General features: G+C 50.0%; 18 protein-coding genes and 2 pseudogenes. 11 read left to right on the top strand and 9 right to left on the bottom strand.

Going from position 1 to position 24,938, the window contains the following annotated elements; all coding sequences use genetic code 11:
• Nucleotides 1-151: 151 nt before the first annotated feature.
• The gene (yfaL, locus tag ACJHYR_RS24960) at nt 152-3,880 is read right to left on the bottom strand and encodes an AIDA-I family autotransporter adhesin YfaL/EhaC (protein WP_001220095.1); all 3,729 of its coding nucleotides are present in this window, start codon (nt 3,878-3,880) and stop codon (nt 152-154) included.
• Between the two features lie 424 nt (nt 3,881-4,304).
• Nucleotides 4,305-4,448: a protein YpaB gene (gene ypaB / locus ACJHYR_RS24955; protein ID WP_001300064.1), complete on the bottom strand. Its 144-nt coding sequence runs from the start codon at nt 4,446-4,448 to the stop codon at nt 4,305-4,307.
• Nucleotides 4,449-4,575: 127 nt separating this feature from the next.
• On the opposite strand from ypaB, the gene nrdA reads away from it, so the two are divergent.
• From nrdA to yfaE, 3 genes are all read left to right on the top strand, one after another.
• A complete protein-coding gene (nrdA, locus tag ACJHYR_RS24950) occupies nt 4,576-6,861 on the top strand; it encodes a class 1a ribonucleoside-diphosphate reductase subunit alpha (RefSeq protein ID WP_001075170.1) in 2,286 nt (761 codons plus the stop codon).
• A 233-nt stretch (nt 6,862-7,094) separates the two neighbouring features.
• Nucleotides 7,095-8,225 carry a class Ia ribonucleoside-diphosphate reductase subunit beta gene (gene nrdB, locus ACJHYR_RS24945; protein ID WP_000332037.1) on the top strand — a complete coding sequence of 377 codons (1,131 nt, stop codon included), beginning with the start codon at nt 7,095-7,097 and terminating at the stop codon, nt 8,223-8,225.
• Nucleotides 8,225-8,479, top strand: coding sequence for a ferredoxin-like diferric-tyrosyl radical cofactor maintenance protein YfaE (gene yfaE, locus ACJHYR_RS24940; RefSeq protein ID WP_000135039.1), 255 nt, complete (start codon nt 8,225-8,227; stop codon nt 8,477-8,479). The genes nrdB and yfaE overlap by 1 nt, the downstream gene beginning before the upstream one ends.
• A 53-nt stretch (nt 8,480-8,532) precedes the next feature.
• On the opposite strand, the gene inaA is transcribed toward yfaE, so the two are convergent.
• Both inaA and ACJHYR_RS24930 read right to left on the bottom strand, forming a co-directional pair.
• Nucleotides 8,533-9,183: a lipopolysaccharide kinase InaA gene (gene inaA, locus ACJHYR_RS24935; RefSeq protein ID WP_000301028.1), complete on the bottom strand. Its 651-nt coding sequence runs from the start codon at nt 9,181-9,183 to the stop codon at nt 8,533-8,535.
• Between the two features lie 80 nt (nt 9,184-9,263).
• Nucleotides 9,264-10,454 carry an MFS transporter gene (locus ACJHYR_RS24930; protein WP_000660225.1) on the bottom strand — a complete coding sequence of 397 codons (1,191 nt, stop codon included), beginning with the start codon at nt 10,452-10,454 and terminating at the stop codon, nt 9,264-9,266.
• 151 nt (nt 10,455-10,605) lie between these two features.
• Here ACJHYR_RS24930 and ACJHYR_RS24925 point away from each other — a divergent pair, with 151 nt between their 5' ends.
• Nucleotides 10,606-11,484 (top strand): LysR family transcriptional regulator, encoded by an 879-nt coding sequence (locus tag ACJHYR_RS24925; protein WP_000176736.1) that lies wholly within the window; start codon nt 10,606-10,608, stop codon nt 11,482-11,484.
• A gap of 465 nt (nt 11,485-11,949) precedes the next feature.
• Nucleotides 11,950-13,019: pseudogene (locus tag ACJHYR_RS24920) on the top strand (hypothetical protein).
• Between the two features lie 220 nt (nt 13,020-13,239).
• On the opposite strand, the gene glpQ reads toward ACJHYR_RS24920, so the two are convergent.
• Nucleotides 13,240-14,316 (bottom strand): glycerophosphodiester phosphodiesterase, encoded by a 1,077-nt coding sequence (glpQ, locus tag ACJHYR_RS24915; RefSeq protein ID WP_000779113.1) that lies wholly within the window; start codon nt 14,314-14,316, stop codon nt 13,240-13,242.
• Between the two features lie 4 nt (nt 14,317-14,320).
• Nucleotides 14,321-15,679: a glycerol-3-phosphate transporter gene (gene glpT, locus ACJHYR_RS24910; RefSeq protein WP_000948719.1), complete on the bottom strand. Its 1,359-nt coding sequence runs from the start codon at nt 15,677-15,679 to the stop codon at nt 14,321-14,323.
• Between the two features lie 272 nt (nt 15,680-15,951).
• Between glpT and glpA the strand changes: the two genes are divergently transcribed.
• From glpA to ACJHYR_RS24885, 5 genes and pseudogenes are all read left to right on the top strand, one after another.
• Nucleotides 15,952-17,580, top strand: a complete 1,629-nt coding sequence (gene glpA, locus ACJHYR_RS24905; RefSeq protein WP_000857281.1) for an anaerobic glycerol-3-phosphate dehydrogenase subunit A — start codon at nt 15,952-15,954, stop codon at nt 17,578-17,580.
• Nucleotides 17,570-18,829 carry a glycerol-3-phosphate dehydrogenase subunit GlpB gene (gene glpB, locus ACJHYR_RS24900; protein WP_072837585.1) on the top strand — a complete coding sequence of 420 codons (1,260 nt, stop codon included), beginning with the start codon at nt 17,570-17,572 and terminating at the stop codon, nt 18,827-18,829. Before glpA ends, glpB begins: the two co-directional genes overlap by 11 nt.
• The gene (glpC, locus tag ACJHYR_RS24895; RefSeq protein ID WP_001000352.1) at nt 18,826-20,016 is read left to right on the top strand and encodes an anaerobic glycerol-3-phosphate dehydrogenase subunit GlpC; all 1,191 of its coding nucleotides are present in this window, start codon (nt 18,826-18,828) and stop codon (nt 20,014-20,016) included. Before glpB ends, glpC begins: the two co-directional genes overlap by 4 nt.
• Nucleotides 20,017-20,208: 192 nt before the next feature.
• Nucleotides 20,209-21,168 (top strand): ISNCY family transposase, encoded by a 960-nt coding sequence (locus tag ACJHYR_RS24890; RefSeq protein ID WP_000140599.1) that lies wholly within the window; start codon nt 20,209-20,211, stop codon nt 21,166-21,168.
• Nucleotides 21,169-21,378, top strand: a pseudogene (locus ACJHYR_RS24885) (hypothetical protein); the annotation flags it as partial.
• 40 nt (nt 21,379-21,418) lie between these two features.
• Here the strand turns inward: ACJHYR_RS24885 and yfaU are convergent.
• The 3 genes from yfaU to ACJHYR_RS24870 are packed head-to-tail and all read right to left on the bottom strand — an operon-like array spanning nt 21,419 to nt 24,718.
• Nucleotides 21,419-22,222: a 2-keto-3-deoxy-L-rhamnonate aldolase gene (yfaU, locus tag ACJHYR_RS24880; protein WP_000992992.1), complete on the bottom strand. Its 804-nt coding sequence runs from the start codon at nt 22,220-22,222 to the stop codon at nt 21,419-21,421.
• 16 nt (nt 22,223-22,238) lie between these two features.
• Nucleotides 22,239-23,513 carry an MFS transporter gene (locus tag ACJHYR_RS24875; RefSeq protein WP_042004878.1) on the bottom strand — a complete coding sequence of 425 codons (1,275 nt, stop codon included), beginning with the start codon at nt 23,511-23,513 and terminating at the stop codon, nt 22,239-22,241.
• Complete coding sequence (locus tag ACJHYR_RS24870) at nt 23,510-24,718, bottom strand: RNA-guided endonuclease InsQ/TnpB family protein (RefSeq protein WP_001310055.1); 1,209 nt, start codon at nt 24,716-24,718, stop codon at nt 23,510-23,512. Before ACJHYR_RS24870 ends, ACJHYR_RS24875 begins: the two co-directional genes overlap by 4 nt.
• Nucleotides 24,719-24,725: 7 nt before the next feature.
• On the opposite strand from ACJHYR_RS24870, the gene tnpA reads away from it, so the two are divergent.
• Nucleotides 24,726-24,938, top strand: a 213-nt coding sequence (tnpA, locus tag ACJHYR_RS24865) for an IS200/IS605 family transposase (protein WP_113771391.1), incomplete at its 3' end; no start/stop codon positions are given.

Genomic DNA, 24,938 nt, shown 5'->3' with positions numbered 1-24,938 from the left:
TGCATGACCAGCCAGGTAGTGATTTACAGCGGCAAGTTTTACTTCAAATGAATGTTTCATAAACTGCACCTTCAGATGTCAGATTATGTCCAACATTTGGGGTGCAGTTCAGTTTACGCCGCATCCGGCAATAGTGCCGGTCAGACAGCGATTACCATTTCACCGTCATCGACAAAAACCCTGCCGTCTGGGCAAAATCATCACTCCCTTTCTGCCACGCCACGCTACCACGCAGGGACACTCGCTGACTGATATTGCCCGTGACTCCCACTTTTATTTCACCCCGTTGTTTTACCGCTTCGTCACTGATAGTGCTGCCATCTTCTTCAATTTTCGTCGCATGGGGATCGTGATAATAATTCAGATCTAATGTTGGTATGACATGAACAGAGGTACGCCATTCGCTGTGTAAACCCAGCCGCGTTTGAATATCATCACCCTGCGATTGTGACACGCGCGCATGGTTAGCGGCGGTAAAATCATCCTGCTGCACGCCCTGATAAATCACCTGCGCCTGCGGTTCAACCACCACACCACGCCCCGGTAACCACTGATACCCCGCTTCCAGCGAGGCGATAATCCCCGACGAATGGTAATGATCTGTGCCATCGTCTTGTTCGGAAACATCATTGTTAAACCACGCGTATTGCAGCCAGCTATCCAGCCAGGCCCCCTGCTTCTGATTACCGTGCTGAAACCAGCTTGAGGTCAGACCAACGGCATAACCGTGGTTCTGGTTATCGGCGCGAGTTCCGGTCATATTCGAGCGGCTGTCGCCCTGGTTATCACTGTAGCCACCAACCGCCCCAAGCATCCACTCGCCATCCGCGCCCCAGCGCCCGCTAAACAAGTCGCCGCTAAGCTGCACCGTAGAAGTGTCTTCATGCTGAGCCAGTTGCCCCGCTGCTGTGTAATGATAATTTCCGCCGATAACACGTAAATTCAGCGTCTGACCATCGCCACCAGCGTGATCGTGTCGCTCCATCACAAACGCCTGATTTGCCGCCCGCAGGTTATTAAAATATCCACCAACTTTGGCATTCAACACCGGCTGGTAGGCAGGCGTAGGTTCCGGGTCGGGTGTTGGATCAGGAGTCGGGTCTGGATCAGGTGGCGATGGTGGCGTTGCTTCTTGCGATCGCAGATACCAGTCGTTGTTATCTTCCACCAGCGTGTAGTCATACGCTCCCATATTGACGTAGCCGCTGCCCGCCAGACTGAACTGCGCATTGTTTTGAAATTGCGTTGGATCGGCTGCGAAATCAACCACTTTAATGCCTGTAGATGTCGGCTCACCAATACCCGTAATGGGATTAATTACCACGGTCGTGTTGCCAGCAGTATTACCGTTCAACACCAGTTGGTCACTTGCCGAGTCATCGCCGTTTAATTCGCTATCGAGCAGTAGCGTACCACCGCCGGTATAATCACCGTTTACCGTCAGCGTGTCGCCGGCGACGCCATTTTGCAGGCTGACCGCACCGGACGTATTGGTCAGATTGCCATTAACTGTTACGTCGGAAAGATAAGTCAGGCTGTCAGTTTCAAGGTTGGTGTTAAGCTCGCCTGTCAACGTCACGCCATCGGTGGCATTCACCAGCGTCCCATCGCCGTTAAACAGTGAGGCATTAAGGGCGACGGAAGTATCCTGCCCGGTCAGGCGCAAAACCGTACCATCGCTGATGTCGATAGTGCCGCTGGAAGTAACATCAATTGACTGAATATCCTGATCCGCGCCAGTCTTGAACGTTGCCCCGTCACCGACCCACAGCGACGAAGCATAAGGGAAGATATCCGCAACATCGCCTTTCAGGGTGCCTTCTTCGACACGTACCGCCGACTGCGTCGTACCGCTGGCGGTCAGTTCCAGCGTACCCGCCCCCGTTTTAGTCAATGTGCTACCCTCATCCTGATGCTGCCCGCTGCTGTCAGCCATCAGTCCGCCCCACTGCGTGTCTACCCCCGCATCAACCGCCACTTCACCGTCGGCGCGCATTTCAATATCACGCCCGTGACCTGCTGCCTCTGAACGAGTATCAACGTCAGCGGTAATTTCCATCTCACTTTGTTGTTGGCTATCAGTAAAGATGAGCTGACGGTTTTCGTCGGTATTGCCAAGCTGCGAGTTGTCGCTCACCACCAGCGTACCGGAAGCGATTTGCGTGGTGCCCAGGTAACTATTATTGTTTGCCAGGCTAACCAGCCCGTCGCCCGCATCGATCACCACGTAGACGCCATCTTTCCCGTCGCCGCCGATATGCAAATTGTCGCCACCTGCGAGATCCACCACATCCTGACTGCCGATAACCGTACCGCCGCTGCCGCTGACTTCAAGGCCATCGTTGTATGATGTGCCGCTCTGCCAGGTGGCGAAATCAGAGAGATCAAGCACGCCGCCGTTTAACACGATCGACTGCGGATCGTCCTGGAGAGCGGCAAGATCTGCCGCGTCGCCTTCCAGCGTAAGCACCGCGCCATCATCAACGACTATATCGCCAGTTAGCGCCATCGACTGAGCCCCTGCCAGCACGTAGCTGCCGTTTTGCGCAATGGTGAGCTGACCAGCACCTTCGATGGTGCCAGCAAAACTGCCCTGATTAACAGTAACGTTGCCACCAGCATCGATATTTAAAGTGCCATTCTGAAAGCCCATCAATGCGTGCACAAAAGTTTGTTGGGTCGAGCCAACGTTTAGCTCAGCCTGATTCTGATACTGATCAATACTCCCTATCGTCAGACCGTAGCAGTCTTGCGTATCGTCCTGGCAATGCGTATCGCCGACATTCATCAGGGAGTTGCTGCGGCCCAGGGTAACTTCACCGTTTTCAATCTGCATCTCGCCAGTAAAGTCATTGTTATCTGCATTAAGTACCAGATCGCCGGAACCTGTTTTGGTGATTAACCCGGTACCAGCAATAGAGTCAACAGCTCCGTCATTCTCTGTATTGCCGATAACCAGCGTTTTTCCGTCGGCAATATCAAAGGTAACGTCACTTAAGCCGAGATACATAAAGCCACCCGCCGCAGTGGAAGGACCATCTCCATAGCCTGCTGCGCTATTGTTCTCATCCACTAAAACACCGTTGTTCTGGCTGTAGCTGTCATCAACTGAAATATCAATAAGATAGGGAGCCGTCACGCTATTGGTATAAATCGCCCCGCCATATCCCTCAGCAGAGTTATTTGTAAATGCGGTGTTATTTATTATTGTGAAACCTGACGGATGCGTGATATCGCTATTATTATCGGTGACATCGATTGCCCCTCCATCGCCATCACTGTAACTTGTTGATGTATATGCCTGGTTATTGTCAAAAATAACTTCATTTAAATAGACGTCATTGTTGATGGTATAAATTGCACCACCTTTGCCGTCATTAGCGATGTTATTGCGAAACACGGCGTTAGTGACACGTAAATCGACGACACCAGTATCGTTAGTACCAGAAGAATAGATTGCGCCACCATAGCCACCTGCAACGTTACCGGAAAAAATAACATTAGTAAGATTCAGCGTTGAGTTTTCTTTAGCAAATATTGCCCCGCCGTTATTATATTCTCCTGAGACAGTATTATTGGCAAACAGAGTCATTCCAGTTTCATTTTCTGGCGATAGAGAAAACTCCGCTCCTTGTTGCAAAAATACGGCCCCACCGCTGGCGTTATTAGTCATATCCGAAAAAACCAGCCATTGCCCATCGGCGATGCTCCAGTCCTGCGTAAAGCTTGAAAGGCTTTGCCTGCTGGCGTGACAACTCGCTTTGATATCATATCCCTGGCATAAATCAATGGCCGCCGCGACACCGTTAGCAGAGAAAAGATACGCAATCATTGACGGGAGTAAAGATAAATACTCCTTGCGTAGAAAAATAATCCGCATATTAATCTGACCATCATTTTCTATAAGACGGCATATTTAATCGCATTATACGATATGGGTTATTTTTCTTTTGTAAATTGTTCAACCCCGTGCAATGGCTATTTTGTTATTATTTCATGAATAATATCAGTGCGTCATAATTCAAGTTAATCACCTTAAGGGATATTAGTTATATTTAAACTAAATTAAAGTAATGAATAATTTTCTTATAATATAAGGTAAATTAACAAAATGGCTTCGCATTTAACAATAACCGAAGAGAAAACAACCATTTCGATATCAACAATCGCTTACATTCGCTTATATATTGACCAGAACTGATACATCAGATTATGCGATGATTCGTGCTTAGATCAATTTTTGCAATCATTAGCCAAAAGATTAATAAACCATCTATATCAATTTATCTAACCTATTCTTCCGTTCAAGAAATCGCCGAACAGTTATTTTTAACAAATTTTTCTCTTCCCATTGACTTTCCCGGACACCTTGTCTGACCTAAGGTGCGCGAAAGCCACTTTTTCCTTCCTGAGTTATCCACAAAGTTATGCACTTGCAAGAGGGCCATTTTCACACTATCTTGCAGTGAATCCCAAACATACCCCCTATATATAGTGTTCTAAGCAGCTTCCCTCACTACAGGTAGTCTGCATGAAACTATTGCGGAAAGAATTCCAAAAACAGGTACGACATACATGAATCAGAATCTGCTGGTGACAAAGCGCGACGGTAGCACAGAGCGCATCAATCTCGACAAAATCCATCGCGTTCTGGATTGGGCGGCAGAAGGACTGCATAACGTTTCGATTTCCCAGGTCGAACTGCGCTCCCACATTCAGTTTTATGACGGTATCAAGACCTCTGACATCCACGAAACCATTATTAAGGCTGCCGCAGACCTGATCTCCCGTGATGCGCCGGATTATCAGTATCTCGCCGCGCGCCTGGCGATCTTCCACCTGCGTAAAAAAGCCTACGGCCAGTTTGAGCCGCCTGCGCTGTACGACCACGTGGTGAAAATGGTAGAGATGGGCAAATACGATAATCATCTGCTGGAAGACTACACGGAAGAAGAGTTCAAGCAGATGGACACGTTTATCGATCACGACCGTGATATGACCTTCTCTTATGCTGCCGTTAAGCAGCTGGAAGGCAAATATCTGGTACAGAACCGCGTGACCGGCGAAATCTACGAAAGCGCCCAGTTCCTTTATATTCTGGTTGCCGCGTGCCTGTTCTCGAACTACCCGCGTGAAACGCGCCTGCAATACGTGAAGCGTTTTTACGACGCGGTTTCCACATTTAAAATTTCGCTACCGACGCCAATCATGTCCGGCGTGCGTACCCCGACTCGTCAGTTCAGCTCCTGCGTACTGATCGAGTGCGGTGACAGCCTGGATTCCATTAACGCCACCTCCAGCGCGATTGTTAAATACGTTTCCCAGCGTGCCGGGATCGGCATCAATGCCGGGCGTATTCGTGCGCTGGGTAGCCCGATTCGCGGTGGCGAAGCGTTCCATACCGGTTGTATTCCGTTCTATAAGCATTTCCAGACAGCGGTGAAATCCTGCTCTCAGGGCGGTGTGCGTGGCGGTGCGGCTACGCTGTTCTACCCGATGTGGCATCTGGAAGTTGAAAGCCTGCTGGTGTTGAAAAACAACCGTGGGGTGGAAGGCAACCGCGTGCGTCATATGGACTACGGGGTACAAATCAACAAACTGATGTATACCCGTCTGCTGAAAGGTGAAGATATCACCCTGTTCAGCCCGTCCGACGTACCGGGGCTGTACGACGCGTTCTTCGCCGATCAGGAAGAGTTTGAACGCCTGTACACCAAATATGAGAAAGACGACAGCATCCGCAAGCAGCGTGTGAAAGCCGTTGAGCTGTTCTCGCTGATGATGCAGGAACGTGCGTCTACCGGTCGTATCTATATTCAGAACGTTGACCACTGCAATACCCATAGCCCGTTTGATCCGGCCATCGCGCCAGTGCGCCAGTCTAACCTGTGCCTGGAAATCGCCCTGCCGACCAAACCGCTGAACGACGTCAACGACGAGAACGGTGAAATCGCGCTGTGTACGCTGTCTGCTTTCAACCTGGGCGCAATTAATAGCCTGGATGAACTGGAAGAGCTGGCAATTCTGGCAGTACGCGCACTCGACGCGCTGCTGGACTATCAGGATTACCCGATCCCGGCCGCCAAACGTGGAGCGATGGGTCGTCGTACGCTGGGTATTGGTGTGATCAACTTCGCTTACTACCTGGCGAAGCACGGTAAACGCTACTCCGACGGCAGCGCCAACAACCTGACGCATAAAACCTTCGAAGCCATTCAGTATTACCTGCTGAAAGCCTCTAATGAGCTGGCGAAAGAGCAAGGCGCGTGCCCGTGGTTTAACGAAACCACTTACGCGAAAGGGATCCTGCCGATCGATACCTATAAGAAAGATCTGGATGCCATCGCTAATGAGCCGCTGCATTACGACTGGGAAGCACTGCGTGAGTCAATCAAAACGCACGGCCTGCGTAACTCCACGCTTTCTGCTCTGATGCCGTCCGAGACCTCTTCGCAGATCTCTAACGCCACTAACGGTATTGAACCGCCGCGTGGTTACGTCAGCATCAAAGCGTCGAAAGACGGTATTCTGCGCCAGGTGGTGCCGGACTACGAGCATCTGCACGACGCCTATGAGCTGCTGTGGGAAATGCCGGGTAACGATGGCTACCTGCAACTGGTGGGTATCATGCAGAAATTTATCGATCAGTCGATCTCTGCTAACACCAACTACGATCCGTCACGCTTCCCGTCAGGAAAAGTGCCGATGCAGCAGTTGCTGAAAGACCTGCTCACCGCCTACAAATTCGGGGTCAAAACGCTGTATTATCAGAACACCCGTGACGGCGCTGAAGACGCACAAGACGATCTGGTGCCGTCAATCCAGGACGATGGCTGCGAAAGCGGCGCATGTAAGATCTGATATTGAGATGCCGGATGCGGCGTGAACGCCTTATCCGGCCTACGGCTCGGTTTGTAGGCCTGATAAGACGCGCCAGCGTCGCATCAGGCTCCGGGTGCCGGATGCGGCGTAAACGCCTTATCCGGCCTACGGCTCGGATTTGTAGGCCTGATAAGACGCGCCAGCGTCGCATCAGGCACAGGATGCGGCGTAAAATGCCTTATCCGGCATTAAACTCCCAACAGGACACATTCATGGCATATACCACCTTTTCACAGACGAAAAATGATCAGCTGAAAGAACCGATGTTCTTTGGTCAGCCGGTTAACGTGGCTCGCTACGATCAGCAAAAATATGACATCTTCGAAAAGCTGATCGAAAAGCAGCTCTCTTTCTTCTGGCGTCCGGAAGAAGTTGACGTTTCTCGTGACCGTATCGATTACCAGGCACTGCCTGAACACGAAAAACACATCTTTATCAGCAACCTGAAATATCAGACGCTGCTGGACTCCATTCAGGGTCGCAGCCCGAACGTGGCACTGCTGCCGCTGATCTCGATCCCTGAACTGGAAACCTGGGTCGAAACCTGGGCGTTCTCAGAAACCATTCACTCTCGTTCTTATACCCATATCATTCGTAATATCGTTAACGATCCGTCCGTTGTGTTTGATGATATCGTCACCAACGAGCAGATCCAGAAACGTGCGGAAGGGATCTCCAGCTATTACGATGAGCTGATCGAAATGACCAGCTACTGGCATCTGCTGGGCGAAGGTACCCACACCGTTAACGGTAAAACCGTAACCGTTAGCCTGCGCGAGCTGAAGAAAAAACTGTATCTCTGCCTGATGAGCGTTAACGCGCTGGAAGCGATCCGCTTCTACGTCAGCTTTGCTTGTTCCTTTGCCTTTGCAGAACGCGAACTGATGGAAGGTAACGCCAAAATTATTCGTCTGATTGCCCGCGACGAAGCCCTGCACCTGACCGGTACTCAGCATATGCTGAATCTGCTGCGCAGCGGTGCGGATGATCCGGAGATGGCGGAAATTGCCGAAGAATGTAAGCAGGAATGCTATGACCTGTTTGTCCAGGCGGCACAGCAAGAGAAAGACTGGGCGGATTATCTGTTCCGTGACGGTTCGATGATTGGTCTGAATAAAGACATTCTCTGCCAGTACGTTGAATACATCACCAATATCCGCATGCAGGCAGTCGGTTTGGATCTGCCGTTCCAGACACGCTCCAACCCGATCCCGTGGATCAATACCTGGCTGGTGTCTGATAACGTGCAGGTTGCTCCGCAGGAAGTGGAAGTCAGTTCTTATCTGGTCGGGCAGATTGACTCGGAAGTGGACACCGACGATTTGAGTAACTTCCAGCTCTGATGGCTCGCGTTACCCTGCGCATCACTGGCACACAACTGCTGTGCCAGGATGAACACCCTTCCCTTCTGGCGGCGCTGGAATCCCACAATGTGGCGGTTGAGTACCAGTGCCGCGAAGGTTACTGCGGTTCCTGTCGCACGCGCCTTGTTGCAGGCCAGGTGGACTGGATTGCCGAACCGTTAGCCTTTATTCAGCCGGGGGAAATTTTGCCCTGTTGTTGCCGGGCAAAAGGCGATATTGAAATCGAGTTGTGATCGGGTACTAGCGCCAGATACGACGCTTACGCGTATTATCTGGCCTACAACGATTACATGGCGTAGTAATACGCTTTCACCTGCTCCCAGTCCGCTTTAGGGATCGGCTCCAGATATTTTTCCAGCTGGCGGAAGTCATGATTAATCGCTTTATCGCGACGCAAGCGGCGACGACTTTTCTCCAGATCAAGAAAACCAGCTTCTGCCTTACCTTCTGTTTTCACATAGATATGGCGAACATAACAACAGCCATGCTGACGATTAACGCTATGCATTTTCTTAAACGCCAGCGCCACTGCTTTCAACATGGCTTGCCGTACTTCGTCAGAATAGGGCGTTACTGCATGCTGGGCATACCAGTCAGCAATGCTGATGAACCCCGCCATATCTTCAGTCACCAGCAACGCGCGCCATTCCCCCTCAATTTTCACCGCTTCACCAAAAACGATCTTCGGCACGATGACACCGGCCCGTTCCAGTTCTTTAATTACCGCAACCTCACGGACAATCGTTGGTCGGCCGAAAGGATAACGTACGGAATGAAACAGATGATGCGTCATGCGCTTTACATATAGCTTTTTGCCGTTGCGCTCGACGCATTGCACCCCGCTCATACCATTACGGCGATAGTTAGGCTCTTCAACCCAGTCGCCCTCTGTTGCCCACCAGTGATTAAATTCGTCGTGCTTTGCTGAAACTGCCATACCCTATCGCCTGTCATTTTTTATTAACGACAATGACTATAGGTGGTTACCTGCGAAAAATCTTAATGAAACGTGTCGTATTAATGAATTTCTTTTGCCACTACTAGCGCGACACCGCTTTTACCCTTCATTTGCAGCGCATAGACTCCACCAGCCACTACCACTAATAGTGCACCCAGCAGATAAATCATTCGGTAGCCAGTATGTGCAACCATCATCCCCATCACACAGGCTCCCAGCGCCAGGCCTGCATCCATCGCATTGAAGAATAGGGAGTTTGCGACACCGATTTTATGCGGTTCCACTGAACTGATAATCTGCGTCTGAAAAACTGGCGTCACGGAACCATACCCGATACCAATCAACGCGCCAGAAACAACCATCATTATGCTTCCCTGGGTGTAGCCGAGAACCACCAGTCCAACCGTAAAGAACACAAGGCAAGGGTAAACCACATATTTCGGTCCTTTTTTGTCGCAGACATTGCCGGTAAAGGTACGGCAGATCATCAGGAAGATAGCGTAGCAAAGCAGGAAATTACTGGCTGCCGACATCAGGTTAAGTTCGCGTGCATAAAGCGCCAGAAAAGCAGAAACCCCGGCATACGAAAAGGTCATAAAAAAGGTGACCATCGCAAATGGCAACGCCGCGCGATCGAACATGGCGGCGAAGCCCATTTTCGGCTTTGAACCATCAGCATGGCTGATAACCGGCGGCACTGTCATAATCAGCGACAGAATAATCCCCACCGCTGCCACGCCGGTGCATAACCAGAAAGCCATATTAAAGGCCTCCCAGCGCGCCATATTCAGGCCAATCCACGGCCCGACCACCATTGCCAGCCCCATTGCCAGAGAGAAAAAACTGATGCCCTCCCCACGTCGGGAGGCCGGGATCAGCCGCGCGGAAATCGTTCCTTTTACCGTAGTAATAACCCCGAAGGTAATACCATGAAGCACCCGAATAAAAAGCAGTGATTCAATTGAGTGGCAAAAAGGATACAACGCAGTGACCAACAAAAAGGCCAGAGAAGAGAGCACCAGAATAGTTTTATTCGAATATTTACCCACCCATTGCCCGGCAAAGGGGCGAATAACAATGGCGGCAATTAAAAATAAAGTCACCAATAAACCGGCTTTATCAGGAGAGGCATGCAAGCGGTCAGAGATATAAATTGGCAACAATGTTAGTAAAACATAAAAGACGAAGAAAATAATAAAGCTGATGATGGTTATTGCCCAAAAATCCTTCGTCCATAACTTCTCTTTCATACCCTACCGCCTGTCAGGATGACGCACGCAGACAACACTCCCGTTACTGCGGTTGCGTCAAATTGTGATGTACTTTGCAGAACAGAAGTATAAATGGCGGCATGCTATTAGAGAAATTAATCGTTTTAATATTATTGATTAGCAAACTCTAATGACTCTTACCCAAATAAATTCTTTACTCGCCGTGCTGGATTACGGTGGCTTTACTGAAGCCAGCAAGCGATTGTTCATGACGCAGTCGGCGGTAAGTCAGGCAATTGCTGCCCTCGAACAAGAACTTGGTGTGAATATACTGTTACGCGATCGCCGTAAAGCTATACAACTGACCACAGCAGGTCATCGCATTGTGCATCATCTGCGCGCCATTAATCGGGAAGTTAACGCAGTAAAAGAGATAGCCGAGCAGGAAAAGCAGAACCCTCAAAGAACGCTGAGACTTGGTTGTTTCCCCAGCGTCTGCGCCTGTATCTTACCGGCTGTGATTCGCTACTTTGAAATTCATCATCCGAATATAAAAATTATTCCTTTTGAGGAAAATAGCACAGCGATTATTGATTCCCTTCAGAATGAATCCATTGATGCCGGTTTTGTTCATTTTCCGGTGAGCGGAATGTACTCCGTGCCCATTTATCAGGATAAATTCACCGTAGTGTTACCGCCCAACCATGCTCTGGCAAAAAACAGCACTATTACAGTGGAAGAGTTAATGGGTGAACCATTAATTATTAGTAAAGGACGCTATGAATTAAGCATTATGGCACTATTTAAAGAAAAGAATATTACCCCACAGATAAAATATGAATTTAATCACCCGGATACAGCGATCAGTTTTATTCGACAGGGATTAGGCATCGCCTTATTACCAGAGTTAACGCTGAAAACCATTGCAGATGAATTGTGTTCCGTTCCTCTCGAACCAACCTTCTATCGACAGATTTCGTTGCTGGCTAAAGAAAAGCCGGTAGAAGGCAGTCCACTGTTTTTACTACAAATGTGTACGGAACAACTCGTGGTGAGTGGAAAAATTTGATGTAAGACATGAGATTGATGACAAATGCAAGACTGCCTGATTCGCCACACTTAGTTGTACTATAGCCTTTACCAGGCGTAATAATTCGTTTTCACCTGATTTTGGCCCACTTTGTGAATTGGCGATATATATTTATCCAGTTGGGAGAAGTGACAATGACTCCAGGTAGAAACCGGTATGAAGCGCCCGACTCACTGTCAAAACCGATTGTTGAGAGTAATGACACTCCGGCGAACAGTACACAGTTTACTCTGGAGCCATTCTCAATCTTCAAGTGGGATACCTAATAACTTGTCAGGGAAGTTATCAATATCTGTTTGTTACTTATTACCGTATTTATTAACAATAATGATACTTTCTAACATGCGTAAAGGTCTTCGTAATAAAATGAGCTAAATTTGATAGTGAATATATTTTGCAAAGATTAGATTGTATCTTGTTAACTCACACTACAAGGAATCATTTATGCCAAATACATCTATTCACTTATCTCGCTGTAATATTTTACAAAATAATAAATTGCAACCAGCAGAAGTTTACAAAGAATCACAACAAACCGCGAAACTTGAGATTTTTTGCGATGAGTTTCTAAAAATATCTCAAAGTAGATACGGGTTATCAACCTCAGCAGACAGCATAGCTAATTTATTGGCTTTTTTCACGAAAGCCTCAGATGCAATTGATAGTATCAAGACCCAAAAAATTGACGTTCACAGTTATGGTTTCGTACCAATAAGACATTTTGTCGAACATGTCATAACGTATAAAAATGAATTTGCAGCGGATTATGAACCCTATACCCTTACCTTTACCCGAGGTGAAAACAACGAAGGTATTTTGAGTGTCGAAAGCAAAGAAGGGTTTATTTCACAAAGAACAATAAACTTAAATGAATATGAAACTGCAATTAACATCATCAATGAACATGTTATAAAAGAAAATATCCACAACACGGTCCAGTCACCGACAGAAAAAGACATTTCAAAAATAAACAGCTCTGATAAACCTTATAAAACCAGCAGTGAGGAAAGTATTAAAAGTCAACTTTACAGCGATCAAAAAAAATATACAGACCTGCTACTACATTCTGAGAAAAATACAGAATGGTACAAATACGCATCCTCCGTGGAACGCTATGATAAATTCAAGAATTCTTCTAAGGAAATTAAAAATACCTACAAGCAAATTGTACAAGCGCAGAAAAAATTGAACCAAATGAAATACATAAATAAATTAAGTGGTGAGCTTATCGATATCGCCGACAAAAAGTTAGCACCATTAATAAATGATAGTTTCAGCTATACACGAGATTTCTTTGCTTACTCAAAACAGGAAAATAACATCTTCACGTTTGATAATTCTAAGCTTGAAGATCCAAAGGAAAAAAAGGTTTAATGGTACAACACAGCAATGGACAACTGGTTATTACTGGTGAATATTGTCCTGAAGGTGTGCAAACAGCATTCACTCAAGACCAATATGATAAATTAATAAGATACATTAATATTTTCTTTACTTTTCCGAAATGCGAATAATACTTTACAGTATAAACTGCAATACAATTTATTATTGAACCCAATTCATACTATTTAAGGAATAACAATGCCCAGTGTTAGCTTTCTTAACGAATGAGTTTTACGCAAATATGTTGGCATCTTTTTTAACAGGATGCACCGGTTAATGAATAGAACAACCGGGAGTAACATTATTTCTCTTTAGCAGAGGATGGCGCATGAACGCCATCCTGCAATAGCATTACTCTTTATTAAGGAATTTTACTGCCTTATCAGGGAAATCAGTAAACAGCCCATTTACACCCGCTTTGTTATACAGAGCATCATATAACTGATTCACATCAGTAGTGTATTCAGGCAGTTTATCTGACCGCACGGTATAAGGATGCACTACCAGCTTGTTCTGCTGAGCATCTTGCACCATGCCAGTGAGTTTGATATTACCCGGCTGCGATGTCTCCTCAATCAACATATGGTAATCCGGACCAATACCATCTGCATATTCCGCCACCTGTTTCATGGCTCCCGGCTTAAACATCCAGTCGTAGTTGTAATTAACCCAGCTTCCGTCCGGCTGTTTCTGCTGAGTTTCGTTCCAGTCGGTATAGGCAATCAGCTGTACCAGATTGAGGTCCATGCCCATTTTAGGTTCCAGCTCATTCTTAATACGCTTCAGTTCATCGGCATCAAAACATTGCAAATAAACTTTGTCGTCCTTACCGGTGTAACCATATTTCTTCAGCACTTCCAGCGTTTTTGCCGCAATATCCTTCCCTTCCTGATGATGGAACCACGGCGCTTTAATTTCTGGATAGATACCGATATTTTTCCCGGTAGAGTGATTTAACCCCTGAACAAATTCAATCTCTTCTTCGAAAGTGTGTACCCGGAAGTCAGATTTACCCATCGGGAAACGGCCCGGATAAGTCTGTACTTTCTTACCGTTTTCAATATCGAAACCTTCGGTAAATTTCAGTGACTTAATTTCATCGAGCGTGAAATCTATCGCGTAGTAACGACCGTCTTTGCGCGCCCGATCCGGGAAACGATCGGCAACATCAGTAACACGATCGAGATAATGGTCATGCAGGACAACCAGATGGTCGTCTTTGGTCATCACCAAATCTTGTTCCAGATAATCCGCTCCCTGCGCATACGCCATCGCTTTTGCTGGCAGCGTATGCTCCGGCAAATATCCACTGGCACCGCGATGGGCGATGACTATTTTTTCGTTGTTATCCGCCGCCATTGCACCGCTTCCCATGACCATAGTGCTCATCATGATCGCCATGCTAAGGTTTTTCAGCGTCAATTTCATGCCATTAGCCTCCGTTGCGTTTTTGCAGTAATTCCTGATGGCGACGTTTTTCGCCAATCATCACAACAATCAACAAGATAACCGCCAGAATGCTGCCGCCAATCATTACCATAAAGCCGCCATCCCAGCCGAAGAAGTCCACGGTGTAGCCAACAATCGCGCTCGCCGCCACCGAACCGCCCAGGTAACCAAACAGCCCGGTAAAGCCCGCTGCCGTACCTGCCGCTTTTTTCGGTGCCAGTTCCAGCGCATGCAGACCGATCAACATCACAGGACCGTAAATCAGGAAGCCGATAACAATCATACAGATCATATCGACGTTCGGATTGCCCGCCGGGTTCATCCAGTAAACGATAGTCGCGATGGTCACCAGTGTCATAAAGAAGACGCCGGTGGCCCCACGGTTACCGCGGAAGACTTTGTCCGACATCCAGCCGCACAGCAGGGTGCCCGGAATGCCCGCATACTCATAGAAGAAGTAGGCCCAGGAGGATTTATCCAGCGCGAAGTGTTTCACCTCTTTCAGATAAGTCGGTGACCAGTCGAGGATGCCGTAACGCAGCAGATAAACGAACACGTTGGCGATAGCGATGTACCACAGCAGTTTGTTCGGCAGCACGTACTGCATGAAGATTTGCTTCGCAGTCAGCTCCTGTTCCGCTTTTTCGTTATAGTCGTCCGGATAATCATTTTTGTACTCTTCGATCGGCGGCAGGCCACAGGATTGCGGGGTATCGCGCATCATCGCAAAGGCGAACAGTGCCACCAGAATGGCGCAGAATGCGGGCATATAGAGCGCGGCGTGCCAGTCATTGAACCAGGCCATCCCCAGCAGGAACAGCAGCGGCGGAATACCACCACCGACGTTGTGCGCACAGTTCCATACTGACACAATGCCGCCACGTTCTTTCTGCGACCACCAGTGCACCATAGTACGACCGCACGGCGGCCATCCCATCCCCTGGAACCAACCGCAGAGGAACAGCAGCACAAACATCACCGCAATGCTCGACGTCGCCCAGGGCACAAAGCCCATAAAAAGCATCACCGCCGCCGCCAGAATCAAACCTGCGGGCAGGAAAACGCGCGGATTCGAGCGATCCGACACCGAGCCCATGATGAATTTCGAAAATCCATAAGCAATCGAGATCCCCGAAAGGGCAAAACCTAAATCACCGCGTGAGAAGCCCTGCTCGACCAGATAAGGCATAGCGAGCGCAAAGTTCTTACGAACCAAATAGTAAGCAGCATAGCCAAAGAATATCCCCAGGAAAATTTGCCAGCGCAATCGACGATAAGTCGGATCGATCTCCGCGGCAGGTAAGCGCGCTTTGTGTGGCGCTGGTTTAAAAATACTCAACATTGATAGCCTCCGTGGCCCGTGGTCTTATTTATGATTAACAGCCTGATTCAGTGGGAGAACCTGCCGTTTCTTGAGTTGCCGCGATGTTAAGAAAACATTCATAAATTAAATGTGAATTACCGCACACATTATTAAATACGATGGGTTAAATGTTCAGAATGACGCATGAAATCACGTTTCACTTTCGAATTATGAGCGAATATGCGCGAAATCAAACAATTCATGTTTTTACTATGGCTAAATGGTAAAAAACGAACTTCAGAGGGATAACAATGAAAACTCGCGACTCGCAATCAAGTGACGTGATTATCATTGGCGGCGGCGCAACGGGAGCCGGGATTGCCCGCGACTGTGCCCTGCGCGGGCTGCGCGTGATTTTGGTAGAACGCCACGACATCGCAACCGGTGCCACCGGGCGTAACCACGGCCTGCTGCACAGCGGTGCGCGCTATGCGGTAACCGATTCGGAATCGGCCCGCGAATGTATTAGTGAAAACCAGATCCTGAAACGCATTGCGCGTCACTGCGTTGAACCGACCAACGGCCTGTTTATCACCCTGCCGGAAGATGATCTCTCCTTCCAGGCCACTTTTATCCGCGCCTGCGAAGAAGCAGGGATCAGCGCAGAAGCTATAGACCCGCAGCAAGCGCGCATTATTGAACCTGCCGTTAACCCGGCACTGATTGGCGCGGTGAAAGTTCCGGATGGCACCGTTGATCCATTTCGTCTGACCGCAGCAAACATGCTGGATGCCAAAGAACACGGTGCCGTTATCCTTACCGCTCATGAGGTCACGGGACTGATTCGTGAAGGCGCGACGGTGTGCGGCGTTCGTGTACGTAACCATCTCACCGGCGAAACTCAGGCCCTTCATGCGCCTGTCGTGGTTAATGCCGCTGGGATCTGGGGGCAACACATTGCCGAATATGCCGATCTCCGCATTCGCATGTTCCCGGCGAAAGGATCGCTGCTGATCATGGACCACCGCATTAATCAGCATGTGATCAACCGCTGCCGCAAACCGTCCGACGCCGATATTCTGGTGCCTGGCGATACCATTTCGCTGATTGGCACCACCTCTTTACGTATTGATTACAACGAGATTGACGATAATCGAGTGACGGCAGAAGAAGTTGATATTCTGCTGCGTGAAGGGGAAAAACTGGCCCCCGTGATGGCGAAAACGCGCATTTTGCGGGCCTACTCTGGCGTGCGTCCACTGGTTGCCAGCGATGACGACCCGAGCGGACGTAACGTCAGCCGTGGCATCGTGCTGCTCGATCATGCTGAACGCGATGGTCTGGACGGATTTATCACCATCACCGGTGGCAAACTGATGACCTATCGGCTGATGGCGGAATGGGCTACCGACGCGGTATGTCGCAAGCTGGGCAATACGCGCCCCTGTACCACTGCCGACACGCCGTTGCCTGGCTCACAGGAACCGGCAGAAGTCACGCTGCGCAAAGTGATCTCCCTGCCCGCTCCGCTGCGCGGTTCCGCAGTTTACCGGCACGGCGATCGCACACCAGCCTGGCTGAGCGAAGGCCGCCTGCACCGCAGCCTGGTATGTGAGTGCGAAGCGGTAACTGCGGGTGAAGTGCAGTACGCAGTAGAAAATTTAAATGTTAACAGCCTGCTGGATTTACGCCGTCGTACCCGTGTAGGGATGGGTACCTGCCAGGGCGAACTCTGCGCCTGCCGGGCTGCCGGACTGCTGCAACGTTTTAACGTCACGACGTCCGCGCAATCTATCGAGCAACTTTCCACCTTCCTTAACGAACGCTGGAAAGGCGTGCAACCCATCGCCTGGGGAGACGCACTGCGCGAAAGCGAATTTACCCGCTGGGTTTATCAGGGACTGTGTGGTCTGGAGAAGGAGCAGAAAGATGCGCTTTGATACTGTCATTATGGGCGGCGGCCTCGCCGGATTACTCTGTGGCCTGCAACTGCAAAAACACGGCCTGCGCTGTACCATTGTCACTCGTGGTCAAAGCGCGCTCCATTTCTCATCTGGATCGCTGGATTTGCTGAGCCATCTGCCGGATGGTCAACCGGTGACAGACATTCACAGTGGACTGGAATCTTTGCGTCAGCAGGCACCTGCCCATCCTTACAGCGTTCTCGGCCCACAGCGCGTGCTCGATCTCGCTTGCCAGGCGCAAGCATTAATCGCTGAAAGCGGTGCGCAATTACAGGGCAGCGTAGAACTGGCCCACCAGCGGATTACGCCACTCGGCACTCTGCGCTCAACCTGGCTAAGTTCGCCAGAAGTTCCTGTCTGGCCGTTGCCCGCGAAGAAAATATGTGTGGTCGGGATAAGCGGCCTGATGGATTTTCAGGCGCATCTTGCGGCGGCTTCATTGCGCGAATTGGATCTTAAAGTTGAAACCGCAGAAATTGAACTGCCGGAACTGGATGTGCTGCGCAACAACGCCACCGAGTTTCGCGCGGTGAATATCGCCCGTTTCCTTGATAACGAAGAGAACTGGTCGCTGTTACTTGATGCGCTTATTCCTGTCGCCAATACCTGCGAAATGATCCTGATGCCCGCCTGCTTCGGCCTGGCTGATGACAAACTCTGGCGTTGGTTGAACGAAAAACTACCTTGTTCATTGATGCTTTTGCCAACGCTGCCGCCTTCCGTGCTGGGCATTCGTCTGCAAAATCAGCTTCAACGTCAGTTTGTGCGCCAGGGTGGCGTGTGGATGCCAGGCGATGAAGTGAAAAAAGTGACCTGTAAAAATGGCGTAGTGAATGAAATCTGGACCCGCAATCACGCCGATATCCCGCTGCGCCCACGATTTGCGGTGCTTGCGAGCGGCAGTTTCTTTAGCGGCGGACTGGTGGCAGAACGTGACGGCATTCGCGAGCCGATTCTCGGCCTTGATGTGCTACAAACCGCCACGCGGGGTGAATGGTATAAGGGCGATTTTTTTGCGCCGCAACCGTGGCAGCAGTTCGGTGTAACCACTGATGAGGCACTACGCCCGTCGCAGGCAGGTCAAACCATTGAGAACCTGTTTGCCATCGGTTCGGTGCTGGGCGGATTTGATCCCATCGCCCAGAGATGCGGCGGCGGTGTTTGTGCCGTCAGTGCTTTACATGCCGCTCAACAGATTGCCCAACGCGCAGGAGGCCGACAATGAACGACACCAGCTTCGAAAACTGCATTAAGTGCACCGTCTGCACCACCGCCTGCCCGGTGAGCCGGGTGAATCCGGGATATCCGGGGCCAAAACAAGCCGGGCCGGATGGCGAGCGTCTGCGTTTGAAAGATGGCGCACTGTATGACGAGGCGCTGAAATATTGCATCAACTGCAAACGTTGCGAAGTCGCCTGCCCGTCCGATGTGAAGATTGGCGATATCATCCAGCGCGCGCGGGCGAAATATGACACCACACGCCCGTCGCTGCGCAATTTTGTGTTGAGTCATACCGACCTGATGGGTAGCGTTTCCACGCCGTTCGCACCAATCGTCAATACCGCTACCTCGCTGAAACCAGTGCGGCAGCTGCTTGATGCGGCGTTAAAAATCGATCATCGCCGCACGCTACCGAAATACTCCTTCGGTACGTTCCGTCGCTGGTATCACAGCGTGGCGGCCCAGCAGGCACAATATAAAGACCAGGTGGCTTTCTTTCACGGCTGCTTCGTTAACTACAACCATCCGCAGTTAGGCAAAGATTTAATTAAAGTGCTCAACGCAATGGGTACCGGTGTACAACTGCTCAGCAAAGAAAAATGCTGCGGCGTACCGCTGATCGCCAACGGCTTTACCGATAAAGCACGTAAACAGGCAATCACAAATGTAGAGTCGATCCGCGAAGCAGTGGGAGTAAAAGGTATTCCGGTGATTGCCACCTCCTCAACCTGTACCTTTGCCCTGCGCGACGAATACCCGGAAGTGCTGAATGTCGACAACAAAGGCTTGCGCGATCATATCGAACTGGCGACCCGCTGGCTGTGGCGCAAGCTGGACGAAGGCAAAACGTTACCGCTGAAACCGCTGCCGCTGAAAGTGGTTTATCACACTCCGTGCCATATGGAAAAAATGGGCTGGACGCTCTACACCCTGGAGCTGTTGCGTAAAATCCCGGGGCTTGAGTTAACGGTGCTGGATTCCCAGTGCTGCGGTATTGCGGGTACTTACGGTTTCAAAAAAGAGAACTACCCCACCTCACAAGCCATCGGCGCACCACTGTTCCGTCAGATAGAAGAAAGCGGCGCAGATCTGGTGGTTACCGACTGCGAAACCTGCAAATGGCAGATTGAGATGTCCACAAGTCTTCGCTGCGAACATCCGATTACGCTGCTGGCCCAGGCGCTGGCTTAAACTCCTTTCTGATGCCCGGTAAGCATGTTGTTACCGGGCATTTTTGCGTACACGATTCCGTGCCCAATGTATGCGTTGCAACGCAGTGAAAATTCCTCTGAAAACGTCTCGCAAAGGCTGAAACTGGCAGATGTCAAAGGCCTGGGATAACCGTAATGTCGCGTCATCATAAATATCAGGTGACGGACAACCATGACCGAATCAACAACCTCCTCCCCGCATGATGCGGTGTTTAAAACCTTTATGTTCACACCCGAAACCGCTCGGGATTTTCTGGAAATACATCTACCAGAGCCGCTGCGCAAGCTTTGCAACCTGCAAACTTTACGCCTGGAACCCACCAGCTTTATTGAAAAAAGTTTACGCGCTTACTACTCGGATGTTTTGTGGTCTGTGGAAACCAGCGACGGTGAAGGCTATATCTACTGCGTGATTGAACATCAAAGCTCTGCAGAAAAGAATATGGCTTTTCGGCTAATGCGCTATGCCACTGCCGCCATGCAGCGTCACCTGGATAAAGGCTATGACAGAGTTCCGCTGGTGGTGCCATTGCTGTTTTATCATGGCGAAACCTCGCCCTACCCGTACTCACTCAACTGGCTGGATGAGTTTGACGATCCGCAACTTGCCCGGCAGTTGTACACCGAAGCTTTTCCGTTGGTGGATATCACCATCGTACCTGACGATGAGATCATGCAACATCGGCGTATAGCTCTGCTGGAACTGATTCAAAAGCATATTCGCGACCGCGATTTAATCGGTATGGTCGACAGGATCACCACGCTTTTGGTTAGAGGCTTCACTAATGACAGCCAGCTACAAACGCTGTTTAATTATCTGCTGCAATGCGGCGATACCTCCCGTTTCACCCGCTTTATTCAGGAGATTGCCGAACGTTCACCACTACAAAAGGAGAGATTAATGACTATTGCTGAACGGCTGCGGCAGGAAGGACATCAAATTGGCTGGCAGGAAGGTAAAATTGAAGGTTGGCAGGAGGGTAAATTGGAGGGGTTGCAGAAAGGCAAAGTAGAAGGTATGCATGAACAAGCCATTAAAATTGCCTTGCGCATGCTGGAACAGGGCTTTGAACGTGAGATTGTGCTGGCGACAACCCAACTCACTGATGCTGATATTCCGAACGGTCATTAAAAGGAGAGATTAATGACTATTGCTGAACGGCTACGGCAGGAAGGACATCAAATTGGCTGGCAGGAGGGTAAATTAGAAGGTTTGCAGGAAGGCATGCATGAACAAGCCATTAAAATTGCTTTGCGCATGCTGGAACAGGGCATTGATCGTGACCTGGTGCTCGCGGCCACCCAGCTAAGCGAAGCCGATCTGGCAGCGAATAACCACTAATTAACACAGGCCCACAGCCGATCCCCATGGGCCTTTGATATCAATAACTACCTTTTATGCGTGGCCCATTTTTGCCTGATTTAAACATCGCCAGTCGTTGATCCAGGGCATCGCTGTAGAGCATCGTGTCAACGCCAACAGCGACAAAGTTCGCTCCCCACGCCAGGCATTGCTGCGCCATATCAGGAGCCACAGCCAGAAAACCAGCCGCTTTACCCGCAGCACGGATCCGCCGAATGCTGGTTTCAATAATTCGCTGCACTTCCGGGTGCCCGGCGTTATCCGGGTAGCCCAACGAGGCAGAAAGATCCGCAGGTCCAATAAACACGCCGTCAATCCCTTCGACGTCGAGGATTTCGTCCAGGTTATCCAGTGCTGTTTTACTTTCCACCTGCACCAACAGACAAAGCGAATCGTTGACTTGCGCCATGTAATTCTCAATGCGTCCCCAGCGCGCAGCCCGTGCCACACTGGCCCCGACACCACGCTCACCGTAGGGAGGATAGCGCGTGGCAGACACCACCTGACGTGCCTGATCGGCAGTATCGACCATCGGGATCAGTAGAGTTTGCGCGCCAATATCCAGGACTTGTTTAATCAGCGACTTACTGCCTTCCACCGGACGGATCACGGGTTGGCTGGCATAGGGCGCTACCGCCTGTAGCTGGTGATAAAGATCCTGAATGGTGTTTGGCGCGTGCTCCCCGTCAATCAGCAACCAGTCATAACCGGAGGTGGCGGCAATTTCTGCCATATAAGAAGTAGTCGAGCTTAACCACAGACCAATTTGCACTTCGCCCTTGCGTAAACGTTCTTTAAAGGGATTGGTTAATAATGCGTTCATGGTGTTCCTTAACCTATTAATGATGTGCCACGTCGGTCTGCGCAACAGTGCGATTTACACGCAGAGTGAAAATAATCAGCGAACCGATGACCGCCACCGCTGCCAGCGTCAGTAATCCCGCCGCATCGCTGGCAAACAACGTTTCTGCTTTCACGCGCAGGATCGGGGCAATAAACCCACCCACTGCACCAAACAGGTTTACAAAACCAATCCCCGCCGCCAGCGCCGTACCGGAAAGCAGTTGTGTCGGCATCGTCCAGAACACCGGCTGCACGGCAATAAACCCGATGGCTGCAACACACAGCGCTACGATCGCCAGTACTGGAGAAAGCAGCCCGGAGAGACCAATACCAATGCCTGCCGCCAGTAATGTCAGCGCCGCGACATTACGCCGTTCGCCGGTTTTATCGGAATAGCGCGGAATAAGCCAGGTCCCAAACAAGGCCGCGACCCACGGAATGGCGGTGACCACCGACGCCGTAAAGCCCACTTTTGTCCCCAACAATGCAGCAACCTGCGTCGGCAGGAAGAAAATTAATCCGTAAACCGCCACCTGAATGGTCAGGTAGATAATCGCCAGTTGCCAGACTCGCCCATTACGCAGCGCATCGCTCAGTCGAGAAGTCACTTTCTGTTGTTCTTCACTTGCCAGTTGGTTGATAAGCAACGTTTTTTCTTCTTTACTCAGAAAACGTGCCTGCTCCGGCGTGTCATCAAGCCAAAAGAATGTGAATACCCCAGCGCCGACTGCCAGCAATCCTTCAATCACAAACATCCAGAACCAGCCGGGATGCCCCATAAATCCATGCATCTCCAGCAGCGCGCCGGAAAGCGGTGATCCCAGTGTTAACGCCAACGGTGCGCCCATATAGAACAGCCCCATAATGCTGGCGCGATTACGCTGCGGAAACCATTGCGAGGTGAGATAAATCATACCAGGGAAGAACCCGGCCTCCGCAGCACCAAGCAGAGTGCGAACGATCAGAAATTTCGCTTCAGTATCGGCCCATGCCATGGCTGCCGAAAGAAATCCCCACAGCAGTGTTGTCGTACCAATCCAGGTTCTGGCCCCCAGTTTGCGCATCAAAAGATTCGCCGGAACACCCAGAAACGCATATACCACAAAGAAAATGCCTGCTCCCAGCGCATAAGCTTCATTACTCAGCCCGGTATCAATCTGGTAGGTTTGTTTGGCAAAACCGATATTCGAACGGTCGAGAAACGCCAGCACATACAGCGCCAACTTGACATCCTCCACGCCCTGAAGAACGTGGATCCCTGCTACGTTCAGGCTGTCGCCTGAATCATTTCGGTGGGTTCCTGCTTCAACGAGCGGCCTGACTGCACCATCTCTCCACAGGCAAGAACGGCGTGCCCCGCCGCTAAAATGTTACGAGCGCCATTTACATCGGCGTTCGCTGTATATCCACATACCTGGCATCTGAATTGACTTTGTGACAGGCGATTTTCTTTCGCAGTATGACCACAGCACGCGCAACGCTGGCTTGTGTACGCTGGCGGAACAGCAAGCAACTGACCGCCACTCCAGAGCTGCTTGTACTCAAGCTGGCGGCGCATTTCATACCAGCCCTGATCCAGTATCGAACGGTTTAAACCTGATTTTGCCCGGACATTGCGCCCCGGCTGGCTGAGCGTACCCGCTGCTGACTTTGACATGTTGCTGACCTTCAAATCCTCAATGACTATCATTGCGTGGTTTTTGCTGACGGTCGTTGTGACTTTGTGAAGGTAGTCCCTGCGGATATTTGCGATACGGGAATGCAGTCGCTGTATTTTGCGTTTCTGCTTCTGCCAGTTGTTGCTGAATTTGACCCTGCGGCTTAACTGTCGCTGAAGTCTCGCCAGCTTCTTCTGGTTTTTCTGAAAACTGTTTACAGGCTCAAAGACTGTGCCATCTGACAGCGTGGCGAGTTTAGCCACGCCAGCATCCAGCCCGACCATTGATGCTGAAGGGTGAACCGGAGTTGATACTTCACTTTCTGTCTGAATACTGATGTACCACTTACCGCAGGACTGGCTGACAGTGACATTTTTTACAACACCCGTGACCTGACGGCTGTTCCGGTAGCGCATCCAGCCCAGTTTCGGCAGAAAAATACGGCTGTTTTCCTGATCGAGCTTAACGCCCTGCGGATAGCGGAATGCATCATTCTGTCCCCGCTTTTTGAATCGGGGAAAAGCAGCCCGATTCTGGAAGAAGTTTTTGTAAGCCCGCTCAAGGTCTTTCAGTGACTGTTGCAATGGCTGTGAGGGCGAATCTTTAAGCCATTGCGTTTCAGTGGCGTTTTTCCACTCAACCAGCCAGGAAGCCATTTTCCCGTAAGGGATGTATTTATTACCGGCCTCATGATTCTCATTCTGAAGCGCCAGAGCGCGATTGAAAACGAAACGACATGCGCCTGCGAAGCGCCTCATTTCACACTCCTGTTGACCACCTGGTCTTAACTGGAATTTAAATGCCTGTAATCGTTTCACAGGTCAAATGATACTTTGGTCTATGAAAAAAGAAACCGATATCCGGCGTGGAAGGCATTGTGTTTTCCTGATGCATGTTCACCTGGTCTTTGTCACCAAATACCGACGCCAGATTTTTGACCATGACGCGACAGAAAAACTACGCACTTACTTTTCAAATGTATGTGCTGATTTTGAAGCTGAACTGGTTGAAATGGATGGCGAACCAGATCACGTCCAT

This window comes from Escherichia sp. WS1450, from assembly GCF_046487395.1.
Classification (GTDB): domain Bacteria; phylum Pseudomonadota; class Gammaproteobacteria; order Enterobacterales; family Enterobacteriaceae; genus Escherichia; species Escherichia coli.
Note: the sequence above shows the minus strand (reverse complement) of the source record. Positions and strands in the feature narration are given on the sequence as shown.

What these genes read in the sequence shown, in the direction of transcription:
- yfaL (WP_001220095.1), bottom strand. Translation starts at nt 3,880, where the DNA reads ATGCGGATTATTTTTCTACGCAAGGAGTATTTATCTTTACTCCCGTCA.
- ypaB (WP_001300064.1), bottom strand. Translation starts at nt 4,448, where the DNA reads ATGGCCCTCTTGCAAGTGCATAACTTTGTGGATAACTCAGGAAGGAAA.
- nrdA (WP_001075170.1), top strand. Translation starts at nt 4,576, where the DNA reads ATGAATCAGAATCTGCTGGTGACAAAGCGCGACGGTAGCACAGAGCGC.
- nrdB (WP_000332037.1), top strand. Translation starts at nt 7,095, where the DNA reads ATGGCATATACCACCTTTTCACAGACGAAAAATGATCAGCTGAAAGAA.
- yfaE (WP_000135039.1), top strand. Translation starts at nt 8,225, where the DNA reads ATGGCTCGCGTTACCCTGCGCATCACTGGCACACAACTGCTGTGCCAG.
- inaA (WP_000301028.1), bottom strand. Translation starts at nt 9,183, where the DNA reads ATGGCAGTTTCAGCAAAGCACGACGAATTTAATCACTGGTGGGCAACA.
- ACJHYR_RS24930 (WP_000660225.1), bottom strand. Translation starts at nt 10,454, where the DNA reads ATGAAAGAGAAGTTATGGACGAAGGATTTTTGGGCAATAACCATCATC.
- ACJHYR_RS24925 (WP_000176736.1), top strand. Translation starts at nt 10,606, where the DNA reads ATGACTCTTACCCAAATAAATTCTTTACTCGCCGTGCTGGATTACGGT.
- glpQ (WP_000779113.1), bottom strand. Translation starts at nt 14,316, where the DNA reads ATGAAATTGACGCTGAAAAACCTTAGCATGGCGATCATGATGAGCACT.
- glpT (WP_000948719.1), bottom strand. Translation starts at nt 15,679, where the DNA reads ATGTTGAGTATTTTTAAACCAGCGCCACACAAAGCGCGCTTACCTGCC.
- glpA (WP_000857281.1), top strand. Translation starts at nt 15,952, where the DNA reads ATGAAAACTCGCGACTCGCAATCAAGTGACGTGATTATCATTGGCGGC.
- glpB (WP_072837585.1), top strand. Translation starts at nt 17,570, where the DNA reads ATGCGCTTTGATACTGTCATTATGGGCGGCGGCCTCGCCGGATTACTC.
- glpC (WP_001000352.1), top strand. Translation starts at nt 18,826, where the DNA reads ATGAACGACACCAGCTTCGAAAACTGCATTAAGTGCACCGTCTGCACC.
- ACJHYR_RS24890 (WP_000140599.1), top strand. Translation starts at nt 20,209, where the DNA reads ATGACCGAATCAACAACCTCCTCCCCGCATGATGCGGTGTTTAAAACC.
- yfaU (WP_000992992.1), bottom strand. Translation starts at nt 22,222, where the DNA reads ATGAACGCATTATTAACCAATCCCTTTAAAGAACGTTTACGCAAGGGC.